This window comes from Streptomyces sp. JL2001 (assembly GCF_050917515.1).
Lineage (GTDB): Bacteria > Actinomycetota > Actinomycetes > Streptomycetales > Streptomycetaceae > Streptomyces.
In genome coordinates this window covers 3,761,560-3,788,531 of record NZ_CP169421.1, presented here as the reverse complement: position 1 = coordinate 3,788,531, position 26,972 = coordinate 3,761,560, and the positions used below count along the sequence as shown (strand labels likewise).

At 72.2% G+C, this 26,972-nt stretch carries 27 protein-coding genes and 1 tRNA gene; 11 read left to right on the top strand and 17 right to left on the bottom strand.

Features of this window, described 5'->3' with window-relative positions; all coding sequences use genetic code 11:
- Nucleotides 1-68 precede the first annotated feature (68 nt).
- The 8 genes from ACE1OA_RS16820 to ACE1OA_RS16785 all read left to right on the top strand — a co-directional run bounded on the left by ACE1OA_RS16820 (nt 69) and on the right by ACE1OA_RS16785 (nt 9,728).
- Nucleotides 69-404, top strand: coding sequence for an antibiotic biosynthesis monooxygenase family protein (locus ACE1OA_RS16820; RefSeq protein WP_356601237.1), 336 nt, complete (start codon nt 69-71; stop codon nt 402-404).
- Entirely contained in the window at nt 391-1,335 is a 945-nt protein-coding gene (locus tag ACE1OA_RS16815; RefSeq protein ID WP_432752985.1) for an amidohydrolase family protein, read from the top strand. Before ACE1OA_RS16820 ends, ACE1OA_RS16815 begins: the two co-directional genes overlap by 14 nt.
- 40 nt (nt 1,336-1,375) lie before the next feature.
- Nucleotides 1,376-2,113, top strand: a complete 738-nt coding sequence (locus ACE1OA_RS16810; protein WP_147978700.1) for a response regulator transcription factor — start codon at nt 1,376-1,378, stop codon at nt 2,111-2,113.
- 7 nt (nt 2,114-2,120) lie between these two features.
- On the top strand, nt 2,121-3,737 hold the full coding sequence (locus ACE1OA_RS16805; protein ID WP_432752984.1) for a sensor histidine kinase: 1,617 nt from the start codon (nt 2,121-2,123) through the stop codon (nt 3,735-3,737).
- A gap of 26 nt (nt 3,738-3,763) precedes the next feature.
- Nucleotides 3,764-5,038 carry a glycosyltransferase gene (locus tag ACE1OA_RS16800; protein ID WP_432752983.1) on the top strand — a complete coding sequence of 425 codons (1,275 nt, stop codon included), beginning with the start codon at nt 3,764-3,766 and terminating at the stop codon, nt 5,036-5,038.
- A complete protein-coding gene (locus ACE1OA_RS16795; RefSeq protein ID WP_432752982.1) occupies nt 5,035-7,236 on the top strand; it encodes a glycosyltransferase family 39 protein in 2,202 nt (733 codons plus the stop codon). The genes ACE1OA_RS16800 and ACE1OA_RS16795 overlap by 4 nt, the downstream gene beginning before the upstream one ends.
- Nucleotides 7,237-7,365: 129 nt before the next feature.
- Nucleotides 7,366-8,913 carry an MFS transporter gene (locus tag ACE1OA_RS16790; RefSeq protein WP_432752981.1) on the top strand — a complete coding sequence of 516 codons (1,548 nt, stop codon included), beginning with the start codon at nt 7,366-7,368 and terminating at the stop codon, nt 8,911-8,913.
- Nucleotides 8,914-8,948: 35 nt separating this feature from the next.
- Nucleotides 8,949-9,728, top strand: coding sequence for a TetR/AcrR family transcriptional regulator (locus ACE1OA_RS16785; RefSeq protein WP_432752980.1), 780 nt, complete (start codon nt 8,949-8,951; stop codon nt 9,726-9,728).
- A gap of 86 nt (nt 9,729-9,814) precedes the next feature.
- Here the strand turns inward: ACE1OA_RS16785 and ACE1OA_RS16780 are convergent, their stop codons facing one another.
- Together ACE1OA_RS16780 and ACE1OA_RS16775 are read right to left on the bottom strand one after the other, a co-directional pair.
- Entirely contained in the window at nt 9,815-11,407 is a 1,593-nt protein-coding gene (locus tag ACE1OA_RS16780) for an MDR family MFS transporter (protein WP_432752979.1), read from the bottom strand.
- Between the two features lie 23 nt (nt 11,408-11,430).
- Nucleotides 11,431-11,877, bottom strand: coding sequence for a MarR family winged helix-turn-helix transcriptional regulator (locus tag ACE1OA_RS16775; protein ID WP_432752978.1), 447 nt, complete (start codon nt 11,875-11,877; stop codon nt 11,431-11,433).
- Between the two features lie 202 nt (nt 11,878-12,079).
- Between ACE1OA_RS16775 and ACE1OA_RS16770 the strand changes: the two genes are divergently transcribed.
- A complete protein-coding gene (locus ACE1OA_RS16770; protein ID WP_356601228.1) occupies nt 12,080-12,295 on the top strand; it encodes a hypothetical protein in 216 nt (71 codons plus the stop codon).
- Between the two features lie 1,333 nt (nt 12,296-13,628).
- On the opposite strand, the gene ACE1OA_RS16765 is transcribed toward ACE1OA_RS16770, so the two are convergent.
- The 9 genes from ACE1OA_RS16765 to ACE1OA_RS16725 form a co-directional block, all read right to left on the bottom strand.
- On the bottom strand, nt 13,629-14,354 hold the full coding sequence (locus ACE1OA_RS16765) for a hypothetical protein (protein WP_432752977.1): 726 nt from the start codon (nt 14,352-14,354) through the stop codon (nt 13,629-13,631).
- A gap of 50 nt (nt 14,355-14,404) precedes the next feature.
- A complete protein-coding gene (locus ACE1OA_RS16760; protein ID WP_356601226.1) occupies nt 14,405-15,337 on the bottom strand; it encodes an RNA polymerase sigma factor SigF in 933 nt (310 codons plus the stop codon).
- Nucleotides 15,338-15,572: 235 nt separating this feature from the next.
- Complete coding sequence (locus tag ACE1OA_RS16755) at nt 15,573-16,418, bottom strand: RNA polymerase sigma factor SigF (protein WP_356601225.1); 846 nt, start codon at nt 16,416-16,418, stop codon at nt 15,573-15,575.
- Nucleotides 16,419-16,628: 210 nt separating this feature from the next.
- A complete protein-coding gene (locus ACE1OA_RS16750) occupies nt 16,629-16,922 on the bottom strand; it encodes a Dabb family protein (protein ID WP_356601224.1) in 294 nt (97 codons plus the stop codon).
- A gap of 9 nt (nt 16,923-16,931) precedes the next feature.
- Nucleotides 16,932-17,096 (bottom strand): hypothetical protein, encoded by a 165-nt coding sequence (locus ACE1OA_RS16745; RefSeq protein WP_187282703.1) that lies wholly within the window; start codon nt 17,094-17,096, stop codon nt 16,932-16,934.
- A 449-nt stretch (nt 17,097-17,545) separates the two neighbouring features.
- Nucleotides 17,546-17,630, bottom strand: a tRNA-Ser gene (locus ACE1OA_RS16740).
- 68 nt (nt 17,631-17,698) lie between these two features.
- A complete protein-coding gene (gene tadA / locus ACE1OA_RS16735) occupies nt 17,699-18,127 on the bottom strand; it encodes a tRNA adenosine(34) deaminase TadA (RefSeq protein ID WP_356601410.1) in 429 nt (142 codons plus the stop codon).
- Between the two features lie 152 nt (nt 18,128-18,279).
- On the bottom strand, nt 18,280-18,816 hold the full coding sequence (locus ACE1OA_RS16730) for a hypothetical protein (protein WP_356601223.1): 537 nt from the start codon (nt 18,814-18,816) through the stop codon (nt 18,280-18,282).
- Between the two features lie 258 nt (nt 18,817-19,074).
- Nucleotides 19,075-19,284 carry a hypothetical protein gene (locus tag ACE1OA_RS16725; RefSeq protein WP_384872674.1) on the bottom strand — a complete coding sequence of 70 codons (210 nt, stop codon included), beginning with the start codon at nt 19,282-19,284 and terminating at the stop codon, nt 19,075-19,077.
- Between the two features lie 83 nt (nt 19,285-19,367).
- Between ACE1OA_RS16725 and upp the strand changes: the two genes are divergently transcribed.
- Nucleotides 19,368-20,003 carry a uracil phosphoribosyltransferase gene (gene upp / locus ACE1OA_RS16720; protein ID WP_147978688.1) on the top strand — a complete coding sequence of 212 codons (636 nt, stop codon included), beginning with the start codon at nt 19,368-19,370 and terminating at the stop codon, nt 20,001-20,003.
- 104 nt (nt 20,004-20,107) lie between these two features.
- Here upp and ACE1OA_RS16715 read toward each other — a convergent pair whose 3' ends face one another.
- Together ACE1OA_RS16715 and ACE1OA_RS16710 are read right to left on the bottom strand one after the other, a co-directional pair.
- Nucleotides 20,108-20,740: a LytR C-terminal domain-containing protein gene (locus tag ACE1OA_RS16715; protein WP_356601221.1), complete on the bottom strand. Its 633-nt coding sequence runs from the start codon at nt 20,738-20,740 to the stop codon at nt 20,108-20,110.
- Between the two features lie 186 nt (nt 20,741-20,926).
- Entirely contained in the window at nt 20,927-21,223 is a 297-nt protein-coding gene (locus ACE1OA_RS16710) for a type II toxin-antitoxin system VapB family antitoxin (RefSeq protein WP_009067182.1), read from the bottom strand.
- A gap of 97 nt (nt 21,224-21,320) precedes the next feature.
- On the opposite strand from ACE1OA_RS16710, the gene ACE1OA_RS16705 reads away from it, so the two are divergent.
- Entirely contained in the window at nt 21,321-22,931 is a 1,611-nt protein-coding gene (locus ACE1OA_RS16705) for a helicase HerA-like domain-containing protein (RefSeq protein WP_432752976.1), read from the top strand.
- Nucleotides 22,932-23,046: 115 nt separating this feature from the next.
- Here the strand turns inward: ACE1OA_RS16705 and ACE1OA_RS16700 are convergent, their stop codons facing one another.
- The 4 genes from ACE1OA_RS16700 to ACE1OA_RS16685 all read right to left on the bottom strand — a co-directional run bounded on the left by ACE1OA_RS16700 (nt 23,047) and on the right by ACE1OA_RS16685 (nt 26,960).
- Entirely contained in the window at nt 23,047-24,606 is a 1,560-nt protein-coding gene (locus ACE1OA_RS16700; protein WP_356601219.1) for a M28 family metallopeptidase, read from the bottom strand.
- Between the two features lie 114 nt (nt 24,607-24,720).
- Nucleotides 24,721-25,311: an HhH-GPD-type base excision DNA repair protein gene (locus ACE1OA_RS16695; protein WP_356601218.1), complete on the bottom strand. Its 591-nt coding sequence runs from the start codon at nt 25,309-25,311 to the stop codon at nt 24,721-24,723.
- Between the two features lie 52 nt (nt 25,312-25,363).
- Nucleotides 25,364-26,329, bottom strand: coding sequence for a prolyl aminopeptidase (gene pip, locus ACE1OA_RS16690; RefSeq protein ID WP_384872682.1), 966 nt, complete (start codon nt 26,327-26,329; stop codon nt 25,364-25,366).
- 52 nt (nt 26,330-26,381) lie between these two features.
- A complete protein-coding gene (locus ACE1OA_RS16685) occupies nt 26,382-26,960 on the bottom strand; it encodes an RBBP9/YdeN family alpha/beta hydrolase (RefSeq protein ID WP_356779469.1) in 579 nt (192 codons plus the stop codon).
- Between the last annotated feature and the right edge of the window lie 12 nt (nt 26,961-26,972).

The following is a 26,972-nucleotide window of genomic DNA, read 5'->3' as shown; positions in this document are numbered from 1 at the left end:
TAAAGACTTGGATCCCTTTCGGCGGCGCCCGTGGACAGGCCCGCCTCCCCCGGCCCAAGGTGATCCACATGACCCCGAAACCGGTGGCGGGCCTCGAACCGCCCTACTACACGGCTGTCTTCACCTCGGTCCGGCCGGACCACCCCGAGGGCTACGCGGAGACCTCCGCCCGGATGCAGGAGCTCGTCCAGGAGATCCCCGGCTACCTCGGCTACGAGTCCGCCCGCACCCCCGGCGGCCTCGGCATCACCGTCGCGTACTTCCGCGACCTCGACGCCCTCACCGCCTGGCAGCACAACGCCGAGCACCAGGCGGCCAAGCGGCACGGGCGGGAGCACTGGTACGAGAGCTACAGCGTCCACATCGGCAAGGTCGAGCGGAGCTACGGCTTTGAACGGGACTGACCCCCGGGCCCTCGCCGAGCGGCTCGGGCTCCCCGGACTCGTCGACGTCCACACCCACTTCATGCCCAAGAACGTCCTCGACAAGGTGTGGGCGTACTTCGACGCCGTCGGGCCCCTCACCGGCCTGGAGTGGCCCATCACCTACCGCGAGGAGGAGGAGCGCCGCGTCGCCCTCCTGAGGGAGTTCGGGGTCCTCGCGTTCACCTCGATGCTCTACCCGCACAAGGCCGGGATGGCCCGGTGGCTCAACGGCTGGGCCGCCGACTTCGCGGCCCGCACCCCGGACTGCCTGCACACGGCGACCCTCTATCCGGAGCAGGAGGTCGCCGGCTACGTCCGGCAGGCGCTGGACGGCGGGGCGCGCGTCTTCAAGGTGCACCTCCAGGTCGGTGGCTTCGATCCCAACGACGAGCTGCTCGACGGCTGCTGGGGCGAGCTCGCCGAGGCCGGCGTGCCGGTGGTCGTGCACTGCGGCTCGGGACCCGCGGCCGGCAAGTTCACCGGGCCCGGTCCCGTCGGGCGGCTGCTGGCCCGCCACCCCGGGCTGCGGCTGATCGTCGCGCACATGGGGATGCCCGAGTACTCCGACTTCCTCGACCTGGCCGAGCGGTACGAGGGCGTCCACCTGGACACCACGATGGCCTTCACGGACTTCAGCGAACGTCTCGCGCCGTTCCCCGTGGACGAGCGCCCGCGGCTGCTGGCCCTCGGCGACCGGATCCTCCTCGGCTCGGACTTCCCGAACATCCCGTACCCGTACGCGCACCAGCTGGACGCGCTCGAACGGCTCGGGCTCGGCGACGACTGGTTCCGCGCGGTCCTCCACGACAACGCCGCCGAGCTGTTCTCGCTGCCCCGGGGGCGGCGCCGGGACGGGGCGCGCGCCGGCCGGTCCGGGGAGCCGGACGGTTCTCAGGGAATTCACAGGTAAGGGCAAGGAAGATCTCAGTACCGGCGGACAGCGTGGCAGCATGACCGCCATCACGCCGCATCGGCGCACCGACATGCTCCGGCCCGACGGCTCCGCCGTCCGTGTCCTCGTCGTGGACGACGAGGCGTCGCTGGCGGAGCTCCTCTCCATGGCCCTGCGCTACGAGGGCTGGCAGGTCCACAGTGCCGGCGACGGCGCCGGGGCACTGCGCGTGGCGCGGGAGTTCCGGCCCGACGCGGTGATCCTCGACATGATGCTGCCCGACATGGACGGCCTGTCCGTGCTCGCCGGGCTGCGGCGCGAGCTGCCCGAGGTGCCGGTGCTGTTCCTGACGGCGAAGGACGCCGTCGAGGACCGGATCGCCGGGCTCACGGCGGGCGGCGACGACTACGTCACCAAGCCGTTCAGCCTGGAGGAGGTCGTGGCGCGGCTGCGCGGGCTGATCCGGCGTTCCGGCGCCGCGCAGGCGCGCAGCGAGTCGCTGCTGGCCGTCGGCGACCTCACCCTCGACGAGGACAGCCACGAGGTGACCCGCGGCGGCGAGTCGATCCACCTCACGGCCACCGAGTTCGAGCTGCTGCGGTACCTCATGCGCAATCCCCGCCGGGTGCTCAGCAAGGCGCAGATCCTCGACCGGGTGTGGTCGTACGACTTCGGCGGTCAGGCCAACGTCGTCGAGCTGTACATCTCCTACCTGCGCCGGAAGATCGACGCGGGGCGCTCCCCCATGATCCACACCCGGCGCGGCGCCGGGTACCTCATCAAGCCGGGGGAGTAGCCCCCGCATGTCCGCCCCGCCCCCGCAGGGCCCCGCCCCGTCCGTGCCGGTCTCGTCCCGTCCGGCCGCCCCGCGCGCCGCGCGGCGGTCCCCGCGGACCCGGCCCTGGTCGCTGCGGACCCGGCTCGTGGTCTCGGCCGTCACCCTGATCGCGGTCGTCGCGGCTGTCATCGGGACGGTGACGACGCTCGCCTTCCGCTCCTACCTGTACGACCAGGCCGACCGGCAGCTGCGCGGCGTCTCGAACCGGGCCGCCGGCCCGCCCGGCGCCCCCGACGTTCCGCAGAGCCCGCGGAGCCCCCTCGGCTTCGTCCTCGGGCCCGGCACTCCGCTGGGCACGGTCGGCGCGGAGGTCGTGGACGGCGAGCTGAAGGAGGCCAAGGTCTTCGACGGCAACGGGGAGCCCTACGACGGCCCCCGGTCGACCTCCCTCGACTCGGCCCAGCGGACCGCCCTCGCCGCCGTCCCGCGCGACGGCGAGCCGCACACGGTCGAACTCCCCGGGGGTCTCGGCGACTACCGGGTGGAGTACGCCTCCGGCGCCCGCGGGGACTACCTCACCGGCATACCGCTGGCCGAGGTCCAGGACTCGCTCTCCACCCTGGTCCTGGTCGAGTTGAGCGTCACCGGCGCCGGGCTGGTCGCCGCGTCGCTCGCCGGCGGCGCCTTGGTGGGGATCGCCCTCCGGCCGCTCCGCCGGGTCGCCGCGACCGCCACCCAGGTCTCCGGACTCCCCCTGCACAGCGGCGAGGTGGCGCTCGACCAGCGGGTGCCCGAGGCCGATCCGCGGACCGAGGTCGGGCAGGTCGGCGCGGCCATCAACCGGATGCTCGACCACGTCCACTCCGCGCTCCACGCCCGCCAGCAGAGCGAGACGCGGGTCCGGCAGTTCGTCGCGGACGCCAGCCACGAGCTGCGCACCCCCCTGGCCTCGATCCGCGGCTACGCCGAACTGACCCGGCGCGGCCGGGAGGAGTGCGGTCCCGACACCCGGCACGCCCTCGGGCGGATCGAGTCCGAGGCCACCCGGATGACCGGCCTGGTGGAGGACCTGCTGCTGCTCGCCCGGCTGGACGCCGGCCGGCCGCTGTCCCGCGGGCGCACCGAGCTCGCGCCGCTGGTCGTGGACGCCCTCTCCGACGCCCGCGCGGCCGGCCCGGACCACCACTGGCGCCTCGAACTCCCCGGGCACGCCGTGACGGTGGAGGCGGACGACGCCCGCCTGCACCAGGTCCTCGTCAACCTCCTGGGCAACGCCCGTACGCACACCCCGCCCGGCACGACGGTCACCGCCCGCGTGCGGGGGGACGGCGGCCGGGCCGTGCTGGAGGTCGAGGACGACGGCCCCGGCATTCCCGCGGACCTCCTCCCGTCCGTCTTCGAGCGCTTCGCGCGCGGCGACGCCTCCCGGGCACGCCGTGCGGGCGGCGGGAGCACGGGCCTGGGCCTGGCGATCGTCCGCGCGGTCGCCGTGGCGCACGGCGGCGAGGTGACCGTGCGCAGCAGGCCCGGCGCGACCGTGTTCGCCGTGTCGCTGCCCCTCGGCAGCCTCGCGGAGGACACCGTCCCGGCGGCCGGCGCCTCCGACTCACAGGCAGGGCACAGGCTCATCACACAGCCGTGACAGCGGCCCCGGCGAGGGTCGTGGCCATGCGAACCCAATCGACAACGGGACCCACGCCCGGCACCCTTCCCGCCCGGGAACACCTGCCCGTGGGCGCGGCCGGGCGGCCCGTCCTCGACGTGGTGATTCCCGTCCACAACGAGGAGAAGGACCTGGAGCCCTGCATCCTGCGGCTCCACGAGCACCTCTCCCGCACCTTCCCCTACGGCTTCCGGATCACGGTCGCCGACAACGCCTCCACCGACGGCACCCCGGTGGTCGCGGCGGGCCTGGCCGACGAACTGCCCGAGGTGCGCGCCGTGCGACTGGAGCAGAAGGGGCGCGGCCGTGCGCTGCGGACGGTGTGGTCGCACTCGGACGCGCCCGTCCTCGCCTACATGGACGTGGACCTGTCCACGGACCTCAACGCGCTGCTGCCGCTCGTCGCGCCCCTCATCTCCGGTCACTCGGACCTGGCGATCGGCTCCCGGCTGGCGCGTTCCTCGCGGGTGGTGCGCGGGCCGAAGCGGGAGTTCATCTCCCGGGCCTACAACCTGATCCTGCGCGGCTCGCTCGCCGCCCGGTTCTCCGACGCCCAGTGCGGGTTCAAGGCGATCCGGCGGGAGGTGGCCGAGCGGCTGCTGCCGATGGTCGAGGACACCGGCTGGTTCTTCGACACGGAGATGCTGGTGCTCGCCGAACGGGCGGGGCTGCGGATCCACGAGGTCCCCGTCGACTGGGTCGACGACCCCGACTCCAGCGTCCACATCGTGCGGACGGCGAGCGAGGACCTGAAGGGCGTCTGGCGGGTGGGGCGGGCGCTCGCGACGGGTTCGCTGCCGCTGGACCGGCTGGCCCGCCCCTTCGGCGACGACCCGCGGGACCGCCGGCTCGCCGGGGTGCCGCGCGGACTGGCCCGCCAGCTGGTCGGCTTCTGTGTGGTCGGCGCCCTGTCCACCCTCTTCTACCTGGCGCTCTACTCGCTCTTCCGCACGGGCGCCGGCCCCCAGCCCGCCAACGCCGCCGCCCTCCTCGTCTCGGCCGTCGCCAACACCGCGGCCAACCGGCGCCTGACCTTCGGGGTGCGGGGACGGGACCGCGCAGTCCGCCACCAGGCGCAGGGTCTCGTGGTGTTCGGCATCGGTCTCGCCCTGACCAGCGGTTCGCTGGCCGCGCTCGGCGCGGTCGGCGGCGACCCGGCCCACTCCACCGAGCTGGCGGTGCTGATCACCGCCAACCTCGCGGCGACCGTGCTGCGTTTCCTCCTCTTCCGGCTCTGGGTCTTCCCGGACTCCGACTCCACCGCAAGGACCTCCCGATGACCTCGACGACTCACGTCCGGCCCGCCCGCCCGTGGCCCGTACGGCTCTGGCGCGGACGTCCCGACGACGCCCCCTGGGTCCGGCCGGCCTTCCTGGGGCTCCTGCTGGCGACCGCCGCGCTCTACCTCTGGAACCTGAGCGCCTCCGGCTACGCCAACTCCTTCTACTCCGCGGCCGTGCAGGCCGGCGGCGAGAGCTGGAAGGCGTTCTTCTTCGGCTCGCTCGACGCGGCCAACGCCATCACCGTCGACAAGCCGCCCGCCGCGCTGTGGCCGATGGCCCTGTCCGTCCGCCTCTTCGGGCTCGGCTCCTGGCAGATCCTGGTGCCCGAGGTGCTGATGGGCGTGGCGACCGTGGCGGTCCTGTACGCGGCGGTCCGGCGCCGGTTCGGCGCGGGCGCCGGGCTGATCGCGGGCGCCGTCCTCGCGCTCACGCCGGTCGCCGCCCTGATGTTCCGCTTCAACAACCCGGACGCGCTGCTGGCGTTGCTCATGACGGTCGCCGTCTACTGCGTCCTGCGGGCACTGGAGCATGGCGGGACGAAGTGGCTGGTGGGGGCCGGGGTGGCCTTCGGATTCGCGTTCCTCGCCAAGACGCTGCAGGCGTTCCTCATCCTGCCGCCGCTGGCCCTGGTGTACGTGGTGTGCGCGCCGGGCGGTCTCGGCCGCAGGATCGGCCGGCTCGCGCTCGCCGGCCTCGCGGTGGTGGCGTCCGCCGGCTGGTGGGTGGCCCTGGTCGAGCTGTGGCCGGCGTCCTCCCGGCCGTACGTCGGAGGCTCGCAGAACAACAGCTTCCTGGAGCTCACCTTCGGCTACAACGGGCTCGGCCGGCTCAACGGCGACGAGACCGGGAGCGTGGGCGGCGGGGCCCGCGGCGGGGGCGCCCCCGGCGGCGCCGAGTTCGCGGGTGCCGAGCTGCCGACCGGGGCGGGCATGCCCGGTGGCGGCGGCCGTGGCGGTGGCTGGGGCGAGACCGGCATCGGGCGGATGTTCGACGACGCCGTCGGCGGCCAGATCTCCTGGCTGCTGCCGGCCGCGCTGATCCTGCTGGTCGCCGGCCTGCTGGTCACGCGCCGCGCGGTGCGCACGGACACGGCCCGCGCCGCGTTCCTGGTCTGGGGAGGTTCGCTGCTGATGACGCTGGCCGTCTTCAGCTTCATGGCCGGCATCTTCCACGAGTACTACACGGTGGCCCTGGCGCCGTACATCGCGGCGCTGGTCGGCATGGGCGCGAGCGTGCTGTGGGAGGAGCGGACCCGTTTCGCCGCCTCGGCGGCGCTGGCGGTGTCGGTCGCGGCCACGGCGGTGTGGGGCTGGGTGCTGCTCGGCCGGACGCCGGACTGGCTTCCCTGGCTGCGCTGGGCGGTGCTGGTCGCGGGTGTGGTCGCGGCCCTCGGGCTGCTGCTCGCCGGCCGGGTCGACCGACGGATCGGGCTCGGGGTCGCCGGGCTCGGTCTGGCGGCGGGGCTCGCGGGACCGTTCGCGTACACGCTGGCGACGGTCGACGCGGGGCACCAGGGCTCGATCGTGACGGCCGGTCCGGCGGGTGGCGCCATGGGCGGCCGGGGTCCGGGTGGTGGCGGGCGGATGGCTGCCGCCGACGGGCAGGGTGGCCGGAACGGCCAGTTCCCCGGCGGCGCCATGCCGGGCGGCCAGGGCGGCCCGGCGGGTCAGGGCCCCGGCGGCGGCACGGGCCTGATGCCCGGCGGCCAGGGTCAGGGCATGCCCGGCGGTACCCCGCCGCAGGGCGCGCGGGACGGCCAGGGTGCGCAGGACGGCCAGGGGCGGCGCGACGGTGGTCTCGAAGGCTTCGGCCCGGGCGGTGGCGGTGCCGGCGGGCTGCTGAACGGCGCGAGCGTCGGCTCCCGGGCCAGGGCCGCGCTGCTCGACGGCGCGGACGACTACACCTGGGCCGCCGCCGCGATCGGTGCCCAGAACGCCGCCAGTTATCAGCTCGCCACCGAGAAGCCCGTCATGGCGATCGGCGGATTCAACGGCAGCGACCCGTCCCCGACCCTCGCGCAGTTCAAGCAGTACGTGGCCCAGGGGAAGATCCACTACTTCATCGGCGGGGGCGGCGGAGGGGGCATGGGCCCCGGCGGCGGCACGAGCTCGGAGATCTCCGCATGGGTCACCGCCACCTTCGAGCAGGTCACGCTCGACGGCTCGACCTTCTACGACCTGACCCGGAAGAAGTAGCTCCGGCCGCGGGATCTCCGGCGCCGGGATCCCCGGAGGGAGTGGCCCGGAAGTAAATCGCTATACAGCGTAAGAGCCCCCTTGTACGGTGTACGAGCTCGACTCACGTACACCGTACAAGGGGGCCTTGTGACGGCGACGACCGCCGGTACCGAACCCACCGCCGGACAGACCACCGGCGGCCACCCGCAGCGCTGGCTGATCCTGGGCGTCATCTGCCTCGCCCAGCTCACCGTGCTGCTCGACAACACCGTCCTCAGCGTCGCCATCCCGTCGCTGACCTCCGAACTCCACGCGTCCACCACCGACATCCAGTGGATGATCAACGCGTACTCGCTCGTCCAGTCCGGCCTGCTGCTCACCGCCGGCAACGCCGCCGACCGCTACGGCCGCAAGAAGCTGCTCGCCGCCGGCCTCGCGCTCTTCGGCCTCGGCTCGCTCGCCGCCGGCCTCGCCGGCACCACCGCCCAGCTCATCGCCGCCCGCGCCGGCATGGGCGTCGGCGGCGCACTGCTCATGACCACCACGCTCGCCGTCGTCATGCAGATCTTCGACGACTCCGAGCGGGTCAAGGCCATCGCGCTGTGGTCCACCGTGGCCTCCCTCGGCTTCGCCGGCGGACCGCTCATCGGCGGCGTGATCCTCGACCACTTCTGGTGGGGAATGATCTTCCTCGTCAACCTCCCGGTCGCGGCGGTCGCACTCGTCGCCGTGCTGAAACTGGTCCCCGAGTCGAAGAACCCGCAGGGCGAACGCCCCGACCTGCTCGGCGCCCTGCTCTCCACCCTCGGCATGACCGCCGCGGTCTACGCGATCATCACCGGCCCCGAACACGGCTGGACCTCCGCCGAGGTGCTGCTGCCGGCCGCCGTCGGGGTCCTCGTCCTCGGCGCCTTCGCCCTGTGGGAGCTGCGCACCCCGCACCCCATGCTCGACATGCACTTCTTCCGCAACCAGAAGTTCGTGGGCGCCGTCGCCGGCTCGATCCTCGTCGTCTTCGGCATGGGCGGCTCGCTCTTCCTGCTCACCCAGCACCTGCAGTTCGTCCTCGGGTACGAGCCGCTGGAGGCCGGCCTGCGGATGGCCCCGCTCGCGCTGACGATCGTCGCCCTCAACCTGACCGGGATCGGCCCGAGGATCGTCACCAGGCTCGGCACCCCGCCCACCGTCGTCCTCGGCATGACCCTGGTCGCCGGCGGTCTCACCTCCATCGCGCTGCTCGGCGGCGGCACCGACGGCAGCTACGGGGGGATGCTCCTCGGCCTGCTCCTGATGGGCGGCGGCATCGCCGTCTCGTCCCCCGCCATGGCCAACGCCATCATGAGCGCGATCCCGCCGGAGAAGGCGGGAGTCGGCGCCGGCGTCAACGGCACGCTCGCCGAGTTCGGCAACGGCCTCGGCGTCGCGGTACTCGGAGCCGTACTCAACGCCCGCTTCGCGACCCTGGTCGCCGTCACCGCCACCTCGCTCCCCGCGGCACTCGCCGCGGCCGGCACCGACGCCGAACGGGCCGGGATCTCCGACGCCTTCGCCTCCGGACTCCAGACCAGTCAACTCGTCGGCGCCATCGCCGTCTTCGCGGGCGGCCTGCTCGCGGCGGCGCTGCTCCACCGCGCCGAACGCTCGGAGAAGCGGTCCGCGGCGGTGGCGGCCGAACCGGACACGGCCGCTGCATAGCATGGGAGGGGACCGCTGACAGACGGAGGAACGCGATGGTCAAGGCAGCAGACCGGGCCGCCAACCCGGCGCGTTCCAGCGTCTGGCTGGAGAAGAGGGCCGCCCGCGCCGGGGGCGGCCCCGCCGGCCTCGACCGCGACCGGATCGTCGCCGCCTCGATCGCGATGCTGGACGAGGAAGGCCTCGCCAAGCTGTCGATGCGCAAGCTCGCCACCGAACTGGGCGTCACCGCGATGTCGCTCTACTGGTACGTGGACACCAAGGACGACATCATCGAGTTCGCCCTCGACGCCGTCTACGGCGAGATCGACCTCGACGAGATCGACACCGCCGGCGGCTGGCGGGAGCGGATGCGGGCCCTCGCCCTCGCCTACCGCCGGATGCTCGTCCGCCACCCCTGGGTGTCCCCCAGCGCCGGCGCCTACATGAACATCGGCCCGCACGCCCTCGCCGTCGCCCGCAGGATCCAGGACGCGGTCCGGGACACCGGACTGCCCCTGAACGGCCAGCCGGGCGCGATGTCGGCGGTCTTCCAGTTCGTGTACGGCTACGGGACGATCGAGTCCCAGTTCGGGCGCCGCGCGGCCGAAGCCGGCATGTCCCAGGACGAGTTCTACGCGCAGTCCGTCGCGGCCTTCCGCGGCGACCCCGAGTTCTCGGTCCAGCTCGAAGGCATGACGGAGATCCTCGACGAGCGCGCCACGCACGGCGACGTCAGCGACATCTGGGAGCGGGACTTCGCCTGCGCCCTGGACATCCTGGTCGCCGGCATCGAGGTCATGGTCGCCCGGCACGCCGGGGAGACCCGGGCATGACATGACGGAGCGGCGGGCCGTCCCCTGCCCGCCGCTCCGTACCCGACCCGGCCGCGCCTCCGCTCGAAGCGCGGCCGGGAGTCTTCTCAGTCCTCCTGCGCGGCGGTCACCGTGCTGCTGCTCTTCAGGGCGACCTCCTTGATGAACAGCGTCACCAGGAAGGCGAGCAGCGCGAAGGGCGCCGAGTAGAGGAAGACGTCCGCGACACCGTGTCCGTACGCGCTCTCCATGACCGTACGGATCGGGGCCGGCAGCTTGTCCATGTCCGGGATGCCGCCGCCGGAACCGCCCTGGCCCAGGGCCGCGGCGGCCTTGGGGCCAAGCGCCGTCAGGCCGTCCTGGACGTAGTGCGTGACCCGGTGGGCCATGACCGCGCCGAGCGCCGAGACACCGATCGCACCGCCCAGCGAGCGGAAGAAGGTGACGACGGACGAGGCGGAGCCGAGGTCGGACGGGGAGACCTGGTTCTGCGTGCACAGCACCAGGTTCTGCATCATCATGCCGAGGCCCAGACCCAACACGGCCATGAAGACGGCGATGTGCCAGTACTCCGTGTCGTAGCGGATCGTGCCGAGCAGACCGAGGCCGCCGGTCACCAGCACGCCGCCGCTGACCAGCCACGCCTTCCACCTGCCGGTCTTGGTGATGATCTGGCCGGAGACGGTGGAGGAGACGAAGAGGCCGGCGATCATCGGGATCGTCAGGACGCCGGACATCGTCGGGGACTCGTTGCGGGCCAGCTGGAAGTACTGGCTGAAGAAGACCGTGCCGGCGAACATCGCGACACCCACGAAGAGCGAGGCGAGCGAGGCCAGGGTGATGGTGCGGTTGCGGAAGAGACGCAGCGGGATGATCGGCTCGTCGGCCTTCGACTCGACGAGGACGAAGAGCGCGCCGAGCAGGACCGCGCCGCCGACCATGACGGCCGTCTGCCAGGACATCCAGTCGTACTTGTCGCCCGCGAACGTCACCCAGATCAGCAGCAGCGACACCGCGGCGCTGATGACGGCCGCACCGGCCCAGTCGACCTTGACCTGGCGCTTCACGACGGGGAGCTTCAGGGTCTTCTGGAGCACCAGCAGCGCGATCAGCGCGAAGGGCACACCGACGTAGAAGCACCAGCGCCAGCCGAGCCAGTCGGTGTCGGTGATGACACCGCCGAGCAGCGGGCCGCCGACGGTCGCCACGGCGAAGGTGGCGCCGAGGTAGCCGCTGTACCGACCGCGCTCACGCGGGGCGATCATGGCGGCCAGGATGATCTGCGACAGCGCGGTCAGACCGCCGACGCCGATGCCCTGGACGACCCGGCAGGCGATGAGCATGCCGGTGTTCTGCGAGAGACCGGCGACGACCGAGCCGCCGACGTAGATGAGCAGGGCTATCTGGACGAGCAGCTTCTTGGAGAAGAGGTCCGCGAGCTTGCCCCACAGCGGGGTGGTCGCGGTCATCGAGAGCAGCGCCGCGGTGACGACCCAGGTGTAGGCGGACTGGCCGCCGCCGAGGTCGGTGATGATCTGCGGGAGGGCGTTGGAGACGATCGTCGAGGACAGGATGGCGACGAACATGCCGAGCAGCAGCCCGGACAGCGCCTCCATGATCTGCCGGTGCGTCATGGGAGCGCCGTCCCCGTGACCGGTGACGCCGTCCCGCACGCCGACGTCGGGCGTGGTCGTAGCCATGAAGTTCCTTTGTTTCCGAAGTCTCAAGCCTGGAGGGCCCGGCAGTCCCCGAAGGAGTCCCGGAGGCGGGCCAGCAGTGTGGCGAGCAGTTCGACGTCGTCGTCGGACCACTCCGCGAGGTTGCGGGCGAACGCCTGGGTCACCCGGTGGTTCAGTTCGTCGAGCATGTACCGGCCCGCGGCCGTCAGGCGCAGGATGCGGGAGCGCCGGTCGCCCGGGTCGGGCAGCCGCTCGACCCAGCCGTGGTCCACGGTGTTGGCGACGTGACGGCTGCACACCGACATGTCGACGGCCATGAGTTCGGCGAGCCGGCTCATGCGCATGTCCCCGTGGTGCTGCAGGAAGGCCAGTACGGCGGCCGACCCGCCCTGGCACTCGGCGGGGAGGACGCGCGCCATGCCGCGTTTCACGGCGCCGATGGCGCTCACCTGGCGGGCGAGGTTCTCGTAGCGGCTGCTCTGCGTCTCCAACGGGCACCCCATGCATGTTGTTGCTTAGGGCAACCATAGATATCGATGGTTGCTTCAGGCAAACTAAATCGGTCAAACGGCGCTAAAGAATCGGCAAAGGTGGGTGAAGCGCGGGGGAGCGGTGCCGGAGCCGTGCCGGAAGGGGCGGGAGGGGCGGGCGGGGGTTGGGGCCGGAACCCCCGGTTCGCTAGGGTCCTGCTCCATGGCACACAATCCCCATGCACCGCAGGGTCAGGGTCCCGAGGGTGGCTACGACCCCTCCGGCAACACGCAGATGTTCCGCGCCTTCGTCGACGAGGGTGCCCCGCAGCGCCAGCAGCAGGCGGCCCCTGCGGCCGGCCCGCGCGTCGGCCTCATCGTGGGAGTGGTCGCCGTGATCGCGGTCCTCGCGGGAGTCGCCTGGCTGGCCCTGGGCTGAGGTAGGGGGCGCCTCGGGGGGCTCGGGGTGGGGGCCTGGCTCTTGGGGTGCGGGTCCTGGCTCTTGGGGTGCGGGTCCTGGCTCTTGGGGCTGGGGCTCTTGTTGGCTTCGGGTGGTTGGCCGCCCTCTCTCCGAGTGTGGCAGTCGGGTCCGTGCCCTCAAGGGCGCTCCTCGTTCCTCGTCGCGTCGCTGCGCGATGGGCTGCGCCCACCCTTGACCGCCCGGTCCCGGCTGCCTTTTCACACTCGGAGGGCGGCCCGGGGGAGGGGCATCCGCTCCGGGGACCGGTCCCTCTCGGGCGCCGTCGGCGTCCGACAGCTTTTGGGGTGGCTTCCCGCACCCATTGAATGGGGTGACGCGGCGGCGCTTAGCGGCAATCCGTCGTGTCTTGGCGGAGATTCATGCCCCGCTGGTCATTCCCGGTGGGGGTGAAGCCGAATCCGGAGCCGTCATCGCTGGCTCGGGTCAGGGGCACGGGTCGCGCGGGGCGGCGGGCCGTACGGATCCCATCCGCCCCAGCAGCCTCATCGGCAATCCGGGATCGGCTGTTCAATGACGCTACGGCGTACATTAAGCCCCCCAAGAGTCCGATATGCCCGTGAAGTCCCTTATCCCGTCCGAGTTACCGCAGGTAATGTACGCGCTAGCGTCATTCGGGAGTCCCGCTGCCGGCGAAGGATCGACACCGGACTCGATGGCGGCCGGCTTGAGGCGTCGACTTCTCCAAGGGCTCTCGGATTCGGCTTCACCCCCACCGGAGAGTGACCAGCGGGGCATGAATCTCCGCCAATGGGCGAGGGATTGCCGCTAAGCGCCGCCGCGTCACCCCATTCAATGGGTGCGGGAAGCCACCCCAAGGCAGATGGCCGCCGACGGCGCCCGGGGCCCACCGGGCCCCGGAGCGGATGCCCCTTCCCCGGGCCGCCCTCCGAGTGTGAAAAGGCGGGTGGAGGCGACGGGTCAAGGGTGGGCGCAGCCCATCGCGCAGCGACGCGACGAAGGAGCGCCCTTGATGCGGCGCCGTAACCCGCCACACTCGGAGAGAGGGCGGCCAACCACCAGAAACAAACGGAGACCGGCCCACCCCAAGTCCCCGAAACCCGCACCCCCCAAGCGCCCGCACCCCCCAAGCGCCCGCACCCCCCAAGCGCCCGCACCCCCCAAGCGCCCGCACCCCCCAAGCGCCCGCACCCCCCAAGCGCCCGCACCCCCCAAGCGCCCGCACCCCCCAAGCGCCCGCACCCCCCAAGCGCCCGCACCCCCCAAGCGCCCGCACCCCCCAAGCGCCCGCACCCCCCAAGCGCCCGCTCCCCGCACCGCCCCCCCCCGCCCCTCACCCCCAGCTCGCCGTGACCTTCTTCGTGTCGATGTGCATGCCCAGGGGCACCCGCCAGGAGTCGACGCACACCGTGTACGTCTGCGTCCGTGTCGTGCCCGCCGCGATCGGGGCCGGGAGCGGCTGGGTGGAGGTGAGGGTCGCCCAGTCGACGCCGAGCGCGCCGATGACGTGCGTGGCGAACGTGACCGTGCCCGAGGTCGCCGGGGATCCGCCGGTGTTGTGGAAGGCGACCGTGACCCGCTCGCACCACCGCTCGTCCCCGTCCGCCAGCGTGGGCGCGGAGAGCGTCAGGGCGGCCGGCGCCGGCGGGGGTGCCGGGGATGTCGTGCCGGGGGCCGGAGGGGTGGTCGTGGCGGGCGTGGTGGTGCCCGGGCGCCCCGGGGCGGGCCCGGACGTTCCGGTGCCCGGGCTCGTACCCGTACTCCCGCCCCCGGGGGGCGTGGCCCCGTCGGGCCGGGATCCGGGGCCCGCGTCCGCCGCCGGGGTCGTGCCCGGAGGAGACGTGCCGGGGCGCGGGGGCGGCGTGCCGGAGGCCGTCCTCTGGTCCGACGGGCCGTCCAGCGGGATCAGCGTGACCGTGCCGGACGGTGCCACCGGGCCGTTCGGCGAGGAGCCCGCGCCCACGGCCGCGTACCCCTCGCCGTCCCCTCCGCCGCACGCGGTCAGCGCTCCGCCGAGGCAGAGCGCGACCACCGTCAGGAGTGACCTCTGTCGCCGCATGGCGCCAGTTTGGCTGACGATCCGTCAGCAAGAAACCCGCGTGCGGGGTTTCAGTCCGCGATGAGGCCCTGCCGGAGCTGTGCCAGTGTCCGCGTCAGCAGGCGGGAGACGTGCATCTGGGAGATGCCGACCTCCTCGCCGATCTGGGACTGGGTCATGTTGGCGAAGAACCGCAGCATGATGATCTGCCGTTCCCTGGGCGGCAGTTTGGCGAGCAGCGGCTTCAGCGACTCGCGGTACTCGACGCCCTCCAGTGCCGTGTCCTCGTACCCGAGACGGTCCGCGAGCGATCCCTCGCCGCCGTCGTCCTCGGGCGAGGGCGAGTCCAGCGAGGAGGCGGTGTAGGCGTTGCCGACGGCGAGGCCGTCGACGACGTCCTCCTCCGACACCCCCAGTACGGCGGCGAGTTCGGGGACGGTCGGCGACCGGTCCAGCTTCTGCGCGAGCTCGTCGCTCGCCTTGGTGAGCGCGAGCCGCAGCTCCTGGAGCCGGCGCGGCACCCGCACCGACCACGAGGTGTCGCGGAAGAAGCGCTTGATCTCGCCGACGACCGTGGGCATCGCGAACGTCGGGAACTCCACGCCGCGTTCGCAGTCGAAGCGGTCGATCGCCTTGATCAGGCCGATGGTGCCGACCTGGACGATGTCCTCCATCGGCTCGTTGCGGGAGCGGAAGCGGGCCGCCGCGTACCGCACGAGCGGCAGGTTGAGCTGGATCAGGGTGTCGCGGACGTAGGTCCGCTCGGGGCTGTCCGCGGCGGCGCCTTCGGTGTCCAGGGCGCGGAGCCGGAGGAACAGGGAGCGGGAGAGGGTGCGGGTGTCGATGGCTTCCGGCGAGACGACAAGCGGCGCGGCGGGCTCGGTGTCCGGTGCGGGCGCGGGGGCCGGCACCTGCTGCTGCGCCGGCACGTGGGCCTGTACCGGCGTGTGCGCGAGCACGGGCGTGAGCGTGAGCACCTTCGAGCTGCCCTGTTCTGCGGACATGCCACCCCCTTGAGGTCGCGGACGGTCGCGGCGGCCACGACCATCGGAGGAACGCAGCCTCCACCTGAATACCGGAGGCGGGGCTGCGGCAAACGCGGTTCCAGCAGAATGTCACATGTCGGCAACACGCTGTAGTGACTTGTCGACAAGGCAAGGGGGGAAATCTGCAGGAAACAAGGGGTGTACGGCATTTGGGGCGCCTCGGAACTGCTCCGAACCGGTCTACCCGTTCCGGCTACGCTTCGATCCTGTTTGCGGATCTCAGACGTGCGAAGCTGCGGGCGAGGAGCCTTGACACGTGCATCTGTGAGACTCCGAGTTCCTGACTGATCTGTGACTGGGTCAGGTTGCTGTAGTACCGGAGCATCAGGATCCGTTGCTCGCGCTCGGGCAGCTGGACGAGCAGGTGCCGTACGAGGTCGCGGTGTTCGACACCGGCGAGGGCCGGGTCCTCGTAGCCGAGCCGGTCGAGCAGTCCGGGCAGGCCGTCGCCCTCCTGGGCCGCCTCCAGGGAGGTCGCGTGGTACGACCGGCCGGCCTCGATGCAGGCCAGGACCTCGTCCTCGCCGATGCGCAGCCGCTCGGCGATCTCGGCGGTGGTGGGGGAACGGCCGTGAGCGGTCGTCAGGTCCTCCGTGGCGCCGTTGACCTGGACCCAGAGCTCGTGGAGCCGGCGCGGTACGTGCACGGTCCGCACGTTGTCGCGGAAGTAGCGCTTGATCTCGCCGACGACCGTGGGCATCGCGAAGGTCGGGAACTGGACGCCGCGGTCCGGGTCGAAGCGGTCGATGGCGTTGATGAGCCCGATGGTGCCGACCTGGACGACGTCCTCCATGGGCTCGTTGCGGGAGCGGAAGCGGGCGGCCGCGTACCGCACGAGCGGCAGGTTGGCCTCGATCAGCGCCCCGCGCACCCGGTCGTGCTCCGGGGTGCCCGGTTCGAGGTTCTTGAGCTGTCCGAAGAGCACCTGGGTCAGCGCGCGGGTGTCCGCGCCGCGGCTGCTCTGCGGTCGGGGGCGCGGGGTGTCCGGGCCGCCGGCCTCGTTCTGGGGCGGGACCTGAGGCGCTGCACTGGCCGGCACGTTCACGCCCACCCCTCTGGCTGGTCTAGCTGGTCAACTACGGTCAACTCATCCGTCAAAAGCGGTCATAGCATCACAAGACATGTCCACTGTGTGCAAGCACCGCATAAGCACGTGTTGGGGGCATAGAGGGATGAAAAGGGGAGGTCAGAAACCCGCAGGCCCCCCGCCGAGAACGGCGAGGGGCCCGGAAGAAGAGGCTCGGACGGGTCAGAACTCGTAGTCCGCGATCACCCACGTGGCGAACTCGCGCCACTGGGCGACGCCCGCCTGGTGCGCGGGGTGGTCCAGGTACCGCTGCAGCGCGTCGGTGTCCGCGACCGCCGAGTTGATGGCGAAGTCGTACGCGATCGGCCGGTCCGTGATGTTCCAGTCGCACTCCCAGAACGTCAGCTCCGGGATGGTCCCGCCCAGTGCCCGGAAGGCCTCGACCCCGGCGACCACGCGCGGCTCGTCGCGCTGGACGCCCTCGTTGAGCTTGAAGAGGACCAGATGGCGGATCACGGGGGACTCCTAGTTGATGAGCTCGGTCATGAACTCGCCGACACCCTGCGCGGCGCTGGATATGCCCTCGAACCCTACCTGGACGAGATCGGCCGCCCGGCTGGGGGAATTGATGATCGTGTACAGCACAAAGACCACGACCGCATAGAGCGCGATCTTCTTCGCCTGCGCCATGTGTCGCGCCCTCCCCTGTCCGTCTCCCCTGAGCGCGCGTGAGTCTAGCCGAGGCTCCTCACCGGGTCTTTATGGACCAAGGGCCCGGCCACTGAGGCCCTTTGCCGCACCTCGGGCGGGTGCCGGCGCAGCAGGATGGACGGCGAGCCCGGCGGATCCGGCAGGAGTCCGCGGGGCGAGGAACCGGCCCTCACTGCGGGGTCCGCGCGGCGAGCTTCCCCCTGAACGCGGCGAGGACTTGCAGGACCGGTTCTCACCGGGGGAGCGGCGTGTCCCCCCGATGCCGCTCCCCCGTCCGGCGGGAAGGGCCCCGGTCGCGCGACACGTGCGCGGCCGGGGCCCTTTCGGCTGCCCGTACGCCCCCTGGCCCGTCGCCGGTCCCCGGATGTCCTGAGGGCCCCGTGCACGCCGAAGGGCCCGGCGCGATGCGCCGGGCCCTTCGATCGAAGCGGTAGCGGAGGGATTTGAACCCTCGGTGACTTGCGCCACACTCGCTTTCGAGGCGAGCTCCTTCGGCCGCTCGGACACGCTACCGAGAGAGAGCTTAGCCCAAAGGTGCCCCTGCGATGAAATCCGTATCGCCGCGCAGGTCGCGGCGGGGTTCAGCGGTCCCGGAAGAAGGTCGTGAGCTGGGCCGAGCAGGCCTCTTCGAGCACGCCCTGGATCACCTCGGGACGGTGGTTGAGGCGACGGTCCCGCACGAGGTCCCAGAGGGAACCGGCCGCGCCCGCCTTCTCGTCCGGTGCGCCGAAGACCACCCGTTCGACCCGGGACTGTACGAGTGCCCCGGCGCACATCACACAGGGCTCCAGGGTCACGACGAGCGTGCAGCCGGTCAGCCGCCACTCCCCGGTCTCCGCGGCGGCCCGGCGCAGCGCCAGGACCTCGGCGTGGGCGGTCGGATCGCCGGTCGCCTCGCGTTCGTTGTGGCCGGTGGCGAGGACGGTGCCGTCCGGGGCCAGCACGACGGCGCCGACCGGTACGTCGCCGGCCAGCGCGGCCAGGTCCGCCTCGGCGAGCGCTCGCCGCATGGTGTCCCGCCAGGGGTCGCGTACGGGGTCGGGCGCGGTGCCCGGCGACGTGGCCGCGCCCGCGCCGACCGTTCCGTCCGGATCCCGCGCCGCACGGTGACCGGCACCCGAACCCGGTGCGGGGTCGGGTGCCGTCTGTCCTGCCTCTGTCACTAGCGAACGGTCTCCAGCACCTCCGCGGCGCCCAGCGCGTCCGCGATCTCGGCCAGCACGTCGGAGTCGAGCGCCAGCAGGTCCGCCTCGGACAGGCCGAGGTCGGCCAGGATCAGCCGGTCGCCGACCGGGGCGGCCGGCACGGCGTCGGCGGCCACGCCCGTCTCCTCCTCGTCGTCGTCCTCGTGGTGCGCGGGCTCCCCGTCCTCGGTGCCGTCGAGGTCCAGCGCGAGCAGTTCGTCGGCGTCGTCGTCCCCGTCGTCGCCGAGCAGTTCCCGGGTGAGGATCTCCCCGTACGAGGAGCGGGCGGCGGCCGCCCCGTCCGACACGTAGATGCGAGGGTCCTCCTCGCCCTCGATCCGGAGGATGCCGAACCAGGCGTCCTCCTGTTCGATGAAGACGATCACCGTGTCGTCGTCGGCCCCGGCCTCGCGGGCGAGGTCGGTCAGATCCGACAGGGTCTCCACGTCGTCGAGCTCTGTGTCGCTCGCTTCCCACCCGTCTTCGGTGCGCGCGAGCAGTGCGGCGAAGTACACCGTGACTCTCCCACTGATCAGAGGTGTGACGATCCGGCGGCGCGCTCCTGGTGCCCCGCCCAATCGGCATCGTGGCAGAAACAGCGGCCAGAGGAGAGGTCTTCGGCTGTTGCGTCGTGCATCAGTCTGATCGGGACGCGAGCCGGACGGTGGGCCGGCCGACCCGTCCGACCGGCGCACGGCCGGGGCGTGAAGGGGGCGCAAACGGTGGGCGGACCGTACGGGCGCGGGCGCCGGGCGGATGGCCCCGCGCCGTCGTCACCAGCGGAAGGTTCTCATCCGCATGGCCTGGCGCATCCGGGCCGCTCGCGCGCGGCGCGGCTGGACGCGATCGCGCAGGGCCTTCGCCTCGTGGAGCTCGCGGAGGAACTGGGCGCGCCGCCGCCGGCGCTCAGCGTCCGTCTCCGGCCGCTCGCCGCCGCCGTCCGCGGCGGTCTCGGCGGGCTCCTTCGCCCTGGGCATCGGCATCACCACCCCACACCATGGGTCCCTGTAGCCCCCACCTTCCCTCCAGCACGTGGGTTGATGCCAGTGCGGGCTAGTGTGGGGGCATGCGTCTCCACGTCGTCGATCACCCGCTGGTCGCCCACAAGCTCACGACTCTGCGCGACAAGCGCACCGACTCCCCGACCTTCCGCCGGCTCGCCGACGAACTGGTCACCCTGCTCGCCTACGAGGCCACCAGGGACGTGCGGACCGAGCAGGTCGACATCGAGACCCCCGTCACGCCCACGACCGGCGTGAAGCTGTCGTACCCGCGTCCGCTGGTGGTCCCGATCCTGCGTGCCGGCCTGGGCATGCTCGACGGCATGGTGCGGCTGCTCCCGACCGCCGAGGTCGGCTTCCTGGGCATGATCCGCAACGAGGAGACGCTGGAGGCGTCGACCTACGCGACGCGGATGCCGGAGGACCTCTCGGGCCGCCAGGTGTACGTCCTGGACCCGATGCTGGCGACCGGCGGCACGCTCGTCGCGGCCATCCAGGAGCTGATCAAGCGCGGCGCGGACGACGTCACCGCGGTCGTGCTGCTCGCCGCCCCGGAGGGCGTCGAGCTCATGGAGCGCGAGCTGGCGGGCACCCCGGTGACCGTCGTGACCGCCTCGGTCGACGAGCGTCTCAACGAGCACGGCTACATCGTCCCGGGCCTGGGCGACGCGGGCGACCGCATGTACGGCACCGTCGACTGAGCCCTGCGGACGGACAGTCGGAACAGGCCGCCCGGTCGTCGACCGGGCGGCCTGTTCCGTGCGCGGGAGCGCGTGTACGGCGCTCCCGCGACGGGTGGTCGTCGTCAGCAGGACGGCGCGGGCGCGGGCTTCGGGTTGCTCAGGGCGACCAGGGCCGCGTCCGCCGTCGTCTTCGGGTCCAGCGTCTTGAAGGCGGTGCCCAGGATCAGGTCGACGTCCGCCGTGGCCCGGGTGTCGGTCTTGGTCGTGGCGCCCTTCAGCTGGGTGCCCAGGACCGAGAACGCGCCCTTGGTGGCCCCGGGGGCGGCCAGCAGGATGCCGGCGCCGGGGACCTTCTTGTCGTAGGCGACGGGGGCGTTGCCGACCTTGCCGATGACGAAGCCGCGTTTCTTGAGCTCGTCGGCCGTCGACTTCGCGAGGCCGCCGCGCGGCGTCGCGTTGTAGACGTTCACCGTGATCTGCGCGGGCTTGGGCAGGGCGGCGGGCGCGGGGGCCGTGGAGGCCCTGACGACGGGCTTGCAGTCGGGGCCCTTGCCCGCCGTCGTCTTCCTGCCGTCGCCGCCGGAGAAGACGTCGACGAGCTGCAGCGTGCCCCAGCCGGCCGCGCCGAGCGCGACCGCGGCGGCCGCCGCCGCGAGGACGATCCTGCGCCGACGCCGGGGGCGGCGCATGCGCGGGTACTTGTCACCCGTGATGCGGTACTTTCCGCCCATGCCGGGGGGAGTGAGCATGCTCATGAACGCAGGGTAATGCCGCTGGTCGACGTTGGATACTTGACGATCATGTGATCGCGTCCGGATGGACCGGGAGAGCCCCCGAAAGGGTCAGAACGGCAGGTCGGCGCGCGGTGTCACGGCCGTCGTCGCGGGCCCGGGGAGACCGCCCGGAAGGGGCTGGTCCCGGGGGAGACCGCCCGGAAGGGGCTAGTCCATCTCCAGCACGCGGGCGTGCAGGACCTGCCGCTGCTGGAGGGCCGCGCGGACGGCGCGGTGCAGTCCGTCCTCGAGGTAGAGGTCGCCGCGCCACTTCACGACGTGCGCGAAGAGGTCGCCGTAGAAGGTCGAGTCCTCGGCGAGCAGCGTCTCCAGGTCCAGCTGGCCCTTGGTGGTCACCAGCTGATCGAGGCGGACCGGGCGCGGCGCGACGTCCGCCCACTGCCGGGTGCTTTCCCGGCCGTGGTCGGGATACGGCCGGCCGTTTCCGATGCGCTTGAAGATCACACGGAGAGCCTACCGGTCAAGCGGCTCCCGGCGCAGCCAGGCAGGCGCAGTGGGATGCTGGGGCAAATCATCCCAAAACCGAAATCGGGGTCCCGTCATGAGCGTGAGCGACCAGCCGCCGGCCACCGTGGGCGGTCCCCTGGAGGGGCCCGCCGCCGAGATCGCCGCCGGGTACGCGTTCACCGGTGCGGCACTCGATCTGGGGGCGCTGCTGTGGGACGGGACGTGTCACCCGCAGGCGCAGATCCGCATCCCGCTGGGAATGCTCAACCGCCACGGTCTCGTCGCCGGGGCCACCGGCACCGGGAAGACGAAGACGCTGCAGCTCGTCGCCGAGCAGCTGTCGGCGCACGGCGTGCCGGTCTTCCTCGCCGACATCAAGGGCGACCTCTCGGGTGTCTCGGCGCCGGGTGCCGACGGCGGGAAGGTCCGCGAACGGGCGGGGCAGGTGGGGCAGGAGTGGGCCGCCAGGGGCTTCCCGTGCGAGTTCTACGGGCTCGGCGGCGAAGGCCCCGGCATCCCCGTACGGGCCACGGTCACCAGTTTCGGGCCCGTCCTGCTGTCGAAGGTGCTCCGGCTCAACCCGACGCAGGAGCAGTCGCTCGGCCTTATCTTCCACTACGCCGACGCCAAGGGCCTGGAGCTCGTCGATCTGAAGGACCTGCGGGCGGTGGTGGCCTTCCTGGTGTCGGACACCGGGAAGGCGGAACTCAAGGGGATCGGCGGGCTGTCGACGGCGACCGCCGGGGTGATCCTGCGGGCGATCACGGCCTTCGAGCAGCAGGGCGCGGGCGGCTTCTTCGGCGAGCCGGAGTTCGACACGTCGGAATTCCTGCGGACGGCCGCGGACGGGCGCGGGACGGTGTCGATCCTGGAACTGGCGGCCGTCCAGGACAAGCCGCAGCTCTTCCCGACCTTCCTCATGTGGATGCTGGCGGACCTCTTCGAGGAGCTGCCGGAGGTCGGCGACCTGGAGAAGCCGAAGCTGGTCTTCTTCTTCGACGAGGCGCACCTGCTCTTCGACGGGGCGTCGAAGTCGTTCCTGGAGTCGATCACGCGGACGGTGCGGCTGATCCGGTCCAAGGGCGTCGGGGTGTTCTTCGTGACCCAGACGCCCAAGGACGTGCCGGCGGACGTGCTGGGGCAGCTGGGCAACCGGGTGCAGCACGCGCTGCGCGCGTTCACGCCGGACGACGCGAAGGCGCTGAAGGCGACGGTGCGGACGTTCCCGAACTCGGCGTACGACCTGGAGGAGGTCCTGACGGGTCTGGGGACGGGTGAGGCGGTGATCACCGTGCTGAGCGAGACGGGCGCGCCGACACCGGTCGCGGCGACCCGGCTGCGGGCCCCGGAGTCCCTGATGGGTCCCGTCGACGCGGCCGCGTTGGACGCGGCGGTGAAGGGGTCGTCGTTGCACGGGCGGTACGCGCAGGCGGTGGACCGGGAGTCGGCGTACGAGCGGCTGACGGCCGAGCAGGCGGCGGCGGAGGCCGCGGCACTGAAGACGGCCGAGGAGGCGCAGGCGGCCAAGGAGGCGACCAAGGAGGCGGCCAGGGCTGCGAAGCCGGCTCCGCCGAAGCGGGACGAGTCGCTCGCGGAGCAGATGGCGGGCAGCGGACTGTTCTCGTCGCTGGCGCGGTCGATCGGCACCCAGCTGGGCCGGGAGATCAGCCGGTCGATCTTCGGCACGGCACGCCGGCGGCGCTGAGGGGCGTCTTGCCGATCCTGCCGATCTTGCCGGGCCCCGGCGGAACCGGAGCCCGGCAAGGGTGCGGGCCCCGGGGTGTTCCCCGGGGCCCGCGGTGCGTCGGGGAGCCCGCCGCCTACTCGGTGACCTCGTGGTGGTCGTCGTGCAGGCCGCCGCCGCTGCCCGCGTCGCCGTCGGTCGGGGTGGAGACGACCGGCTTGCGCAGGGAGCTGATGTCGTGGGCGTAGGTGCCCACGGCGTTGGCGATGACGTCGATGTTGACGTCGAAGGCCGTCATGTTGATGTTCGACAGGTTGTCGCCGGCGGCGTGGTAGTTCACGTCGTAGGCGATGCCCGCCGTGCCGCCGAACTTCGCGGCCTGGGCCGGGGTCTTGATGCCCTCGGCGCCGGTGAAGGTGCCGCCCGACGGGATGCCGACCTCGATGAACGGACCGTAGTCCGAGCGGCCCGTGAAGTCGGTCCCCTCGTGCGGACGGCCCTGCTTGTCCATGAAGTCGGTGATGTCGCGCTCGAGTTGGGCGGAGCCCGCCGGGCCCGCGCCGGCGCCGGTCGCGTCCGAGTCGTCGCCGTCGTAGACGAAGAGGCCGTAGTTCGGCGAGGCGATCATGTCGAAGTTGAGGTAGAGCTTGACTTCCTTCTTGTCGAGCTCGCTCATGTTCGCCACGTAGTGCTCGGAACCGAGGAGACCGTTCTCCTCGGCCGACCACCAGGCGAAGCGGACCTTGTTGCGGACCTTCGCCTTCGACTCGGCGAGCTCCAGCGCGGTCTGGAGCAGACCGGCCGAGCCCGAGCCGTTGTCGTTGATGCCGGGGCCGGCCGTCACGGAGTCGAGGTGCGAGCCGAGCATCACGGTGTTGGCCGCGTTGCCGCCCTTGGTCTCGGCGATGACGTTGTTGGTGGAACGCTTCTCCTGGAGCTGACGGATCTCGAAGGAGACGTTCACCGGGCCCTTGGCCAGGTCGGCGGCGAGCTTCTCGCCCTCGGCCTGGGTGAGACCACCGGTCGGGAGCTTCCCGGCCGCGGGGTCGCCGAGCGTGCCGGAGAGCACGCCGTCGGTGTTGTTGTAGATGATCGCGCCCGCGGCGCCCGCCGCGGCGGCGTTCTCCTGCTTGGCGGCGAAGGTGCAGCCGCCGCGCTTGATGAGCGCGATCTTGCCGGTGAAGGCACCCGCGGCGAAGTCGCCGGGCTCACAGCCGGTCGTGCCGTCCGCGTCCACCGGCACGGCCGCGAGGTCGGCCTTGATGCCGCCGACCGGGGTCGACTTGGTGTACGTCATCGCCTTGATCTCGATGGCGCGCGGCGTGGGCGAGACGACCGAGAGCTTCTCGGCCTGCGTCTCGGTGTAGATGAAGTCGAACTTCTGGTACTCGACGTTGTAGCCGGCCTTCTTGAGCAGCTGGTACACGTACGCGGCGGAGGCGTCGTGGCCGAGCGATCCGGCCGCGCGGTGGCCGCCGGCCGAGTCGGCTATCGCCTGGAACTTCTGGAGGTGCTTGTAGGCGTCCTTTGCGGACGTCTCGCGGACCAGCTTCTTGGCCAGCTGAGCGGCGTCCTTGGCCGGGGCGGCAGCGGGGTCCGCCTTGGCCGTGGCAGGGGAAGCGGCGGCCAGCATGAGCGGGGTCGCGAGTGCGGCTGCGGCCAGAATGGCCGCGGCTCTGCGATGGGATGCGTTCACAGAGGTCCTTCCCAGGCGGAACGAGGTTGAAGGGAAGTTAGCGATCTCCGGGGTTCCTGTGAACAGATCCGCCACAATTCATGTCACATTTAGCAGGATTGACATGCGGAAGGATCAATTCCCGGAAGATTTGGCGGCTTTTGCGGCACGCTTGGCCTCCTGCTTGAACGCGCGGACCTTCGCCAGGGACTCGGGCCCGGTGATGTCGGCGGCCGACCGGTACGCGCCGGAGTCGCCGTAGGCGCCGGCCGCCTCGCGCCATCCGCGCGGCCGCACGCCGTACTGCTTGCCGAGCAGGGCCAGGAAGATCTGCGCCTTCTGCTTCCCGAAGCCGGGCAGGGCGAGCAGCCGGCCGAGCAGCTCCGCCCCGTCGGCGGCGTCCGCCCAGACGGCCTCGGCCCGGCCGTCGTACTCCTCCACCAGGAACGCGCACAGCTGCTGGATCCGCTTCGCCATCGAGCCCGGGTAGCGGTGCACCGCGGGTTTGTCGGACAGCAGCGCGGCGAAGGCGTCCGGATCGTACGCGGCGATCCGGTGCGCGTCGAGATCGTCTTCTCCGAGCCGCTGCGCGATCGTGTACGGCCCGGAGAACGCCCATTCCATGGGAACCTGCTGGTCGAGCAGCATGCCGACCAGGGCGGCCAGCGGACTGCGTCCGAGGAGCTCGTCGGCCTCGGCCTGCTGCGCGAGATGGATCTCGGTCATCTCTCGATGATCCCGCGCCCGGCCGCCCCGCGCGCGTGCTGCGGGGCCGCCGTCACCCGTCCGCGAAGCGCTCCAGGGCCGCCAGGACGCGGGCGCGGGTTTCTCCGCCGCCCAGATGGCCCGCGTCCTCGACCATCGACAGCTCGGCGTCCGGCCAGGCCCGGGCGAGCTCCCAGGCGGTGTCCGGCGGGCCCGCCATGTCCGTCCGGCCGTGGATCAGGACGCCCGGGATCCCGGCGAGCCGGTGCGCGTCCCGGAGCAGGGCGCCCTCCTCCAGCCAGGCACCGTGCGCGAAGTAGTGCGAGCAGATCCGGACGAAGCCGAGGCGCGTGTCGTCGATCCGGTCGGTGTACGGGGTGCCCTGGCCCTCCGCCGACACGACCGCGTCCTCCCAGGCGCACCAGTCGGCCGCCGCCTTCGCCCGTACGGACGCGTCCGGGTCGGTCATCAGGCGGGCGTAGGCGGCCACCAGCTCCGCGGCACCGGCCCGGTCCGCCCCGCCCGTGAGGTCCGGGCCCGCGCCCGCGCGGAAGCGCTCGTGCGCCTCGGGGAAGAAGCGGGCGGCGCCCTCGTACAGCCACGCGATCTCGGAGCGGCGCGTGGTCGTCACGCTCGCGAGGACGATCTGGGAGACCCGGGACGGATGCGCCTGCGCGTACGCGAGGATCAGCGTCGCGCCCCAGGAGCCGCCGTACAGCAGCCACCGGTCCACGCCGACGTGCTCGCGCAGCCGCTCCATGTCCGCGACCAGGTGCGCGGTGGTGTTCACGGACAGGTCGGCGGCCGGGTCGCTCGCGTGCGGCAGCGACCGGCCGCAGCCGCGCTGGTCGAACTGCACGATCCGGTACTTCTCCGGGTCGAACAGGCGGCGGGCGGACGGCGACGAGCCGGAACCGGGGCCACCGTGGACGACGAGGGCGGGCTTCCCCGTCGGACTGCCGGCGGCCTGCCAGTGGACGAGGTTGCCGTCGCCCACGTCGAGATGGCCCTGCGCGTACGGTTCGAGATCCGGGAACATTCCGTCGACCCTAAGGGCTGTCCCGTCACCCACGGCGGGCGCACGACGCCGGCTACCGGGCGCTCAGCCGCACCGCGGGGTCCTCGCACCACTCCAGGACCGCGGGCCAGGGGCCGTACCCCGCGGGCATGTCCAGGTGACCGCCGGGCAGGACGAGGTCCCGGTCGAGCGCGAGCGGGTCGCCGTAGTGCACCGCCGCGCCCTCGGGGCAGTACGGGTCGTCGGCGCCGTACACGAGCCGGGTCGGGGCCTTCAGCCGTACGGCGCCGAGGTCCGGCCCCTCCGCGAAGCCGGCGATCTCGGGGATGGACGCGGTGACCGCGGGCGACGGCGGCGCGACCAGCAGGACCCGGTCGACGTCGAGCGCGTCGGGGGTGCGGGCGGCGGCGTGCAGCCAGAGCAGCACGGAGAGGCTGTGGGCGAGGACGACGAACTCGCCCCCGCCGGCCGGGCGGTGGAGCCGTTCGGCCAGCGCGGTCAGCCAGTCGTCGAGGACCGGCGCGTCCGGCTCGGGGAGCTGGGGGTAGCGGACCTCGTGGCCGCGCTCGGCGAGCCGGCCGGCGAGCCAGTGCTGCCAATGGCCCTCGGGCCGGTGGTTCTGGAAGCCGTGCAGGATGAGGAAGGTCGTCATGGGGAGATCGTC

Bases quoted from the DNA above. Each gene is read 5' to 3' on its own strand.
- ACE1OA_RS16705 (WP_432752976.1), top strand. From the start codon at position 21,321: ATGAGCGTGAGCGACCAGCCGCCGGCCACCGTGGGCGGTCCCCTGGAG.
- tadA (WP_356601410.1), bottom strand. From the start codon at position 18,127: ATGCGGCGAGCGCTCGCCGAGGCGGACCTGGCCGCGCTGGCCGGCGAC.
- ACE1OA_RS16785 (WP_432752980.1), top strand. From the start codon at position 8,949: ATGGTCAAGGCAGCAGACCGGGCCGCCAACCCGGCGCGTTCCAGCGTC.
- ACE1OA_RS16760 (WP_356601226.1), bottom strand. From the start codon at position 15,337: ATGTCCGCAGAACAGGGCAGCTCGAAGGTGCTCACGCTCACGCCCGTG.
- ACE1OA_RS16810 (WP_147978700.1), top strand. From the start codon at position 1,376: ATGACCGCCATCACGCCGCATCGGCGCACCGACATGCTCCGGCCCGAC.
- ACE1OA_RS16695 (WP_356601218.1), bottom strand. From the start codon at position 25,311: ATGACCGAGATCCATCTCGCGCAGCAGGCCGAGGCCGACGAGCTCCTC.
- ACE1OA_RS16685 (WP_356779469.1), bottom strand. From the start codon at position 26,960: ATGACGACCTTCCTCATCCTGCACGGCTTCCAGAACCACCGGCCCGAG.
- ACE1OA_RS16725 (WP_384872674.1), bottom strand. From the start codon at position 19,284: ATGCCGATGCCCAGGGCGAAGGAGCCCGCCGAGACCGCCGCGGACGGC.
- ACE1OA_RS16770 (WP_356601228.1), top strand. From the start codon at position 12,080: ATGGCACACAATCCCCATGCACCGCAGGGTCAGGGTCCCGAGGGTGGC.
- ACE1OA_RS16805 (WP_432752984.1), top strand. From the start codon at position 2,121: ATGTCCGCCCCGCCCCCGCAGGGCCCCGCCCCGTCCGTGCCGGTCTCG.
- ACE1OA_RS16765 (WP_432752977.1), bottom strand. From the start codon at position 14,354: ATGCGGCGACAGAGGTCACTCCTGACGGTGGTCGCGCTCTGCCTCGGC.
- ACE1OA_RS16780 (WP_432752979.1), bottom strand. From the start codon at position 11,407: ATGGCTACGACCACGCCCGACGTCGGCGTGCGGGACGGCGTCACCGGT.
- ACE1OA_RS16820 (WP_356601237.1), top strand. From the start codon at position 69: ATGACCCCGAAACCGGTGGCGGGCCTCGAACCGCCCTACTACACGGCT.
- ACE1OA_RS16800 (WP_432752983.1), top strand. From the start codon at position 3,764: ATGCGAACCCAATCGACAACGGGACCCACGCCCGGCACCCTTCCCGCC.
- pip (WP_384872682.1), bottom strand. From the start codon at position 26,329: ATGTTCCCGGATCTCGAACCGTACGCGCAGGGCCATCTCGACGTGGGC.
- ACE1OA_RS16715 (WP_356601221.1), bottom strand. From the start codon at position 20,740: ATGAGCATGCTCACTCCCCCCGGCATGGGCGGAAAGTACCGCATCACG.
- ACE1OA_RS16795 (WP_432752982.1), top strand. From the start codon at position 5,035: ATGACCTCGACGACTCACGTCCGGCCCGCCCGCCCGTGGCCCGTACGG.
- ACE1OA_RS16745 (WP_187282703.1), bottom strand. From the start codon at position 17,096: ATGGCGCAGGCGAAGAAGATCGCGCTCTATGCGGTCGTGGTCTTTGTG.
- upp (WP_147978688.1), top strand. From the start codon at position 19,368: ATGCGTCTCCACGTCGTCGATCACCCGCTGGTCGCCCACAAGCTCACG.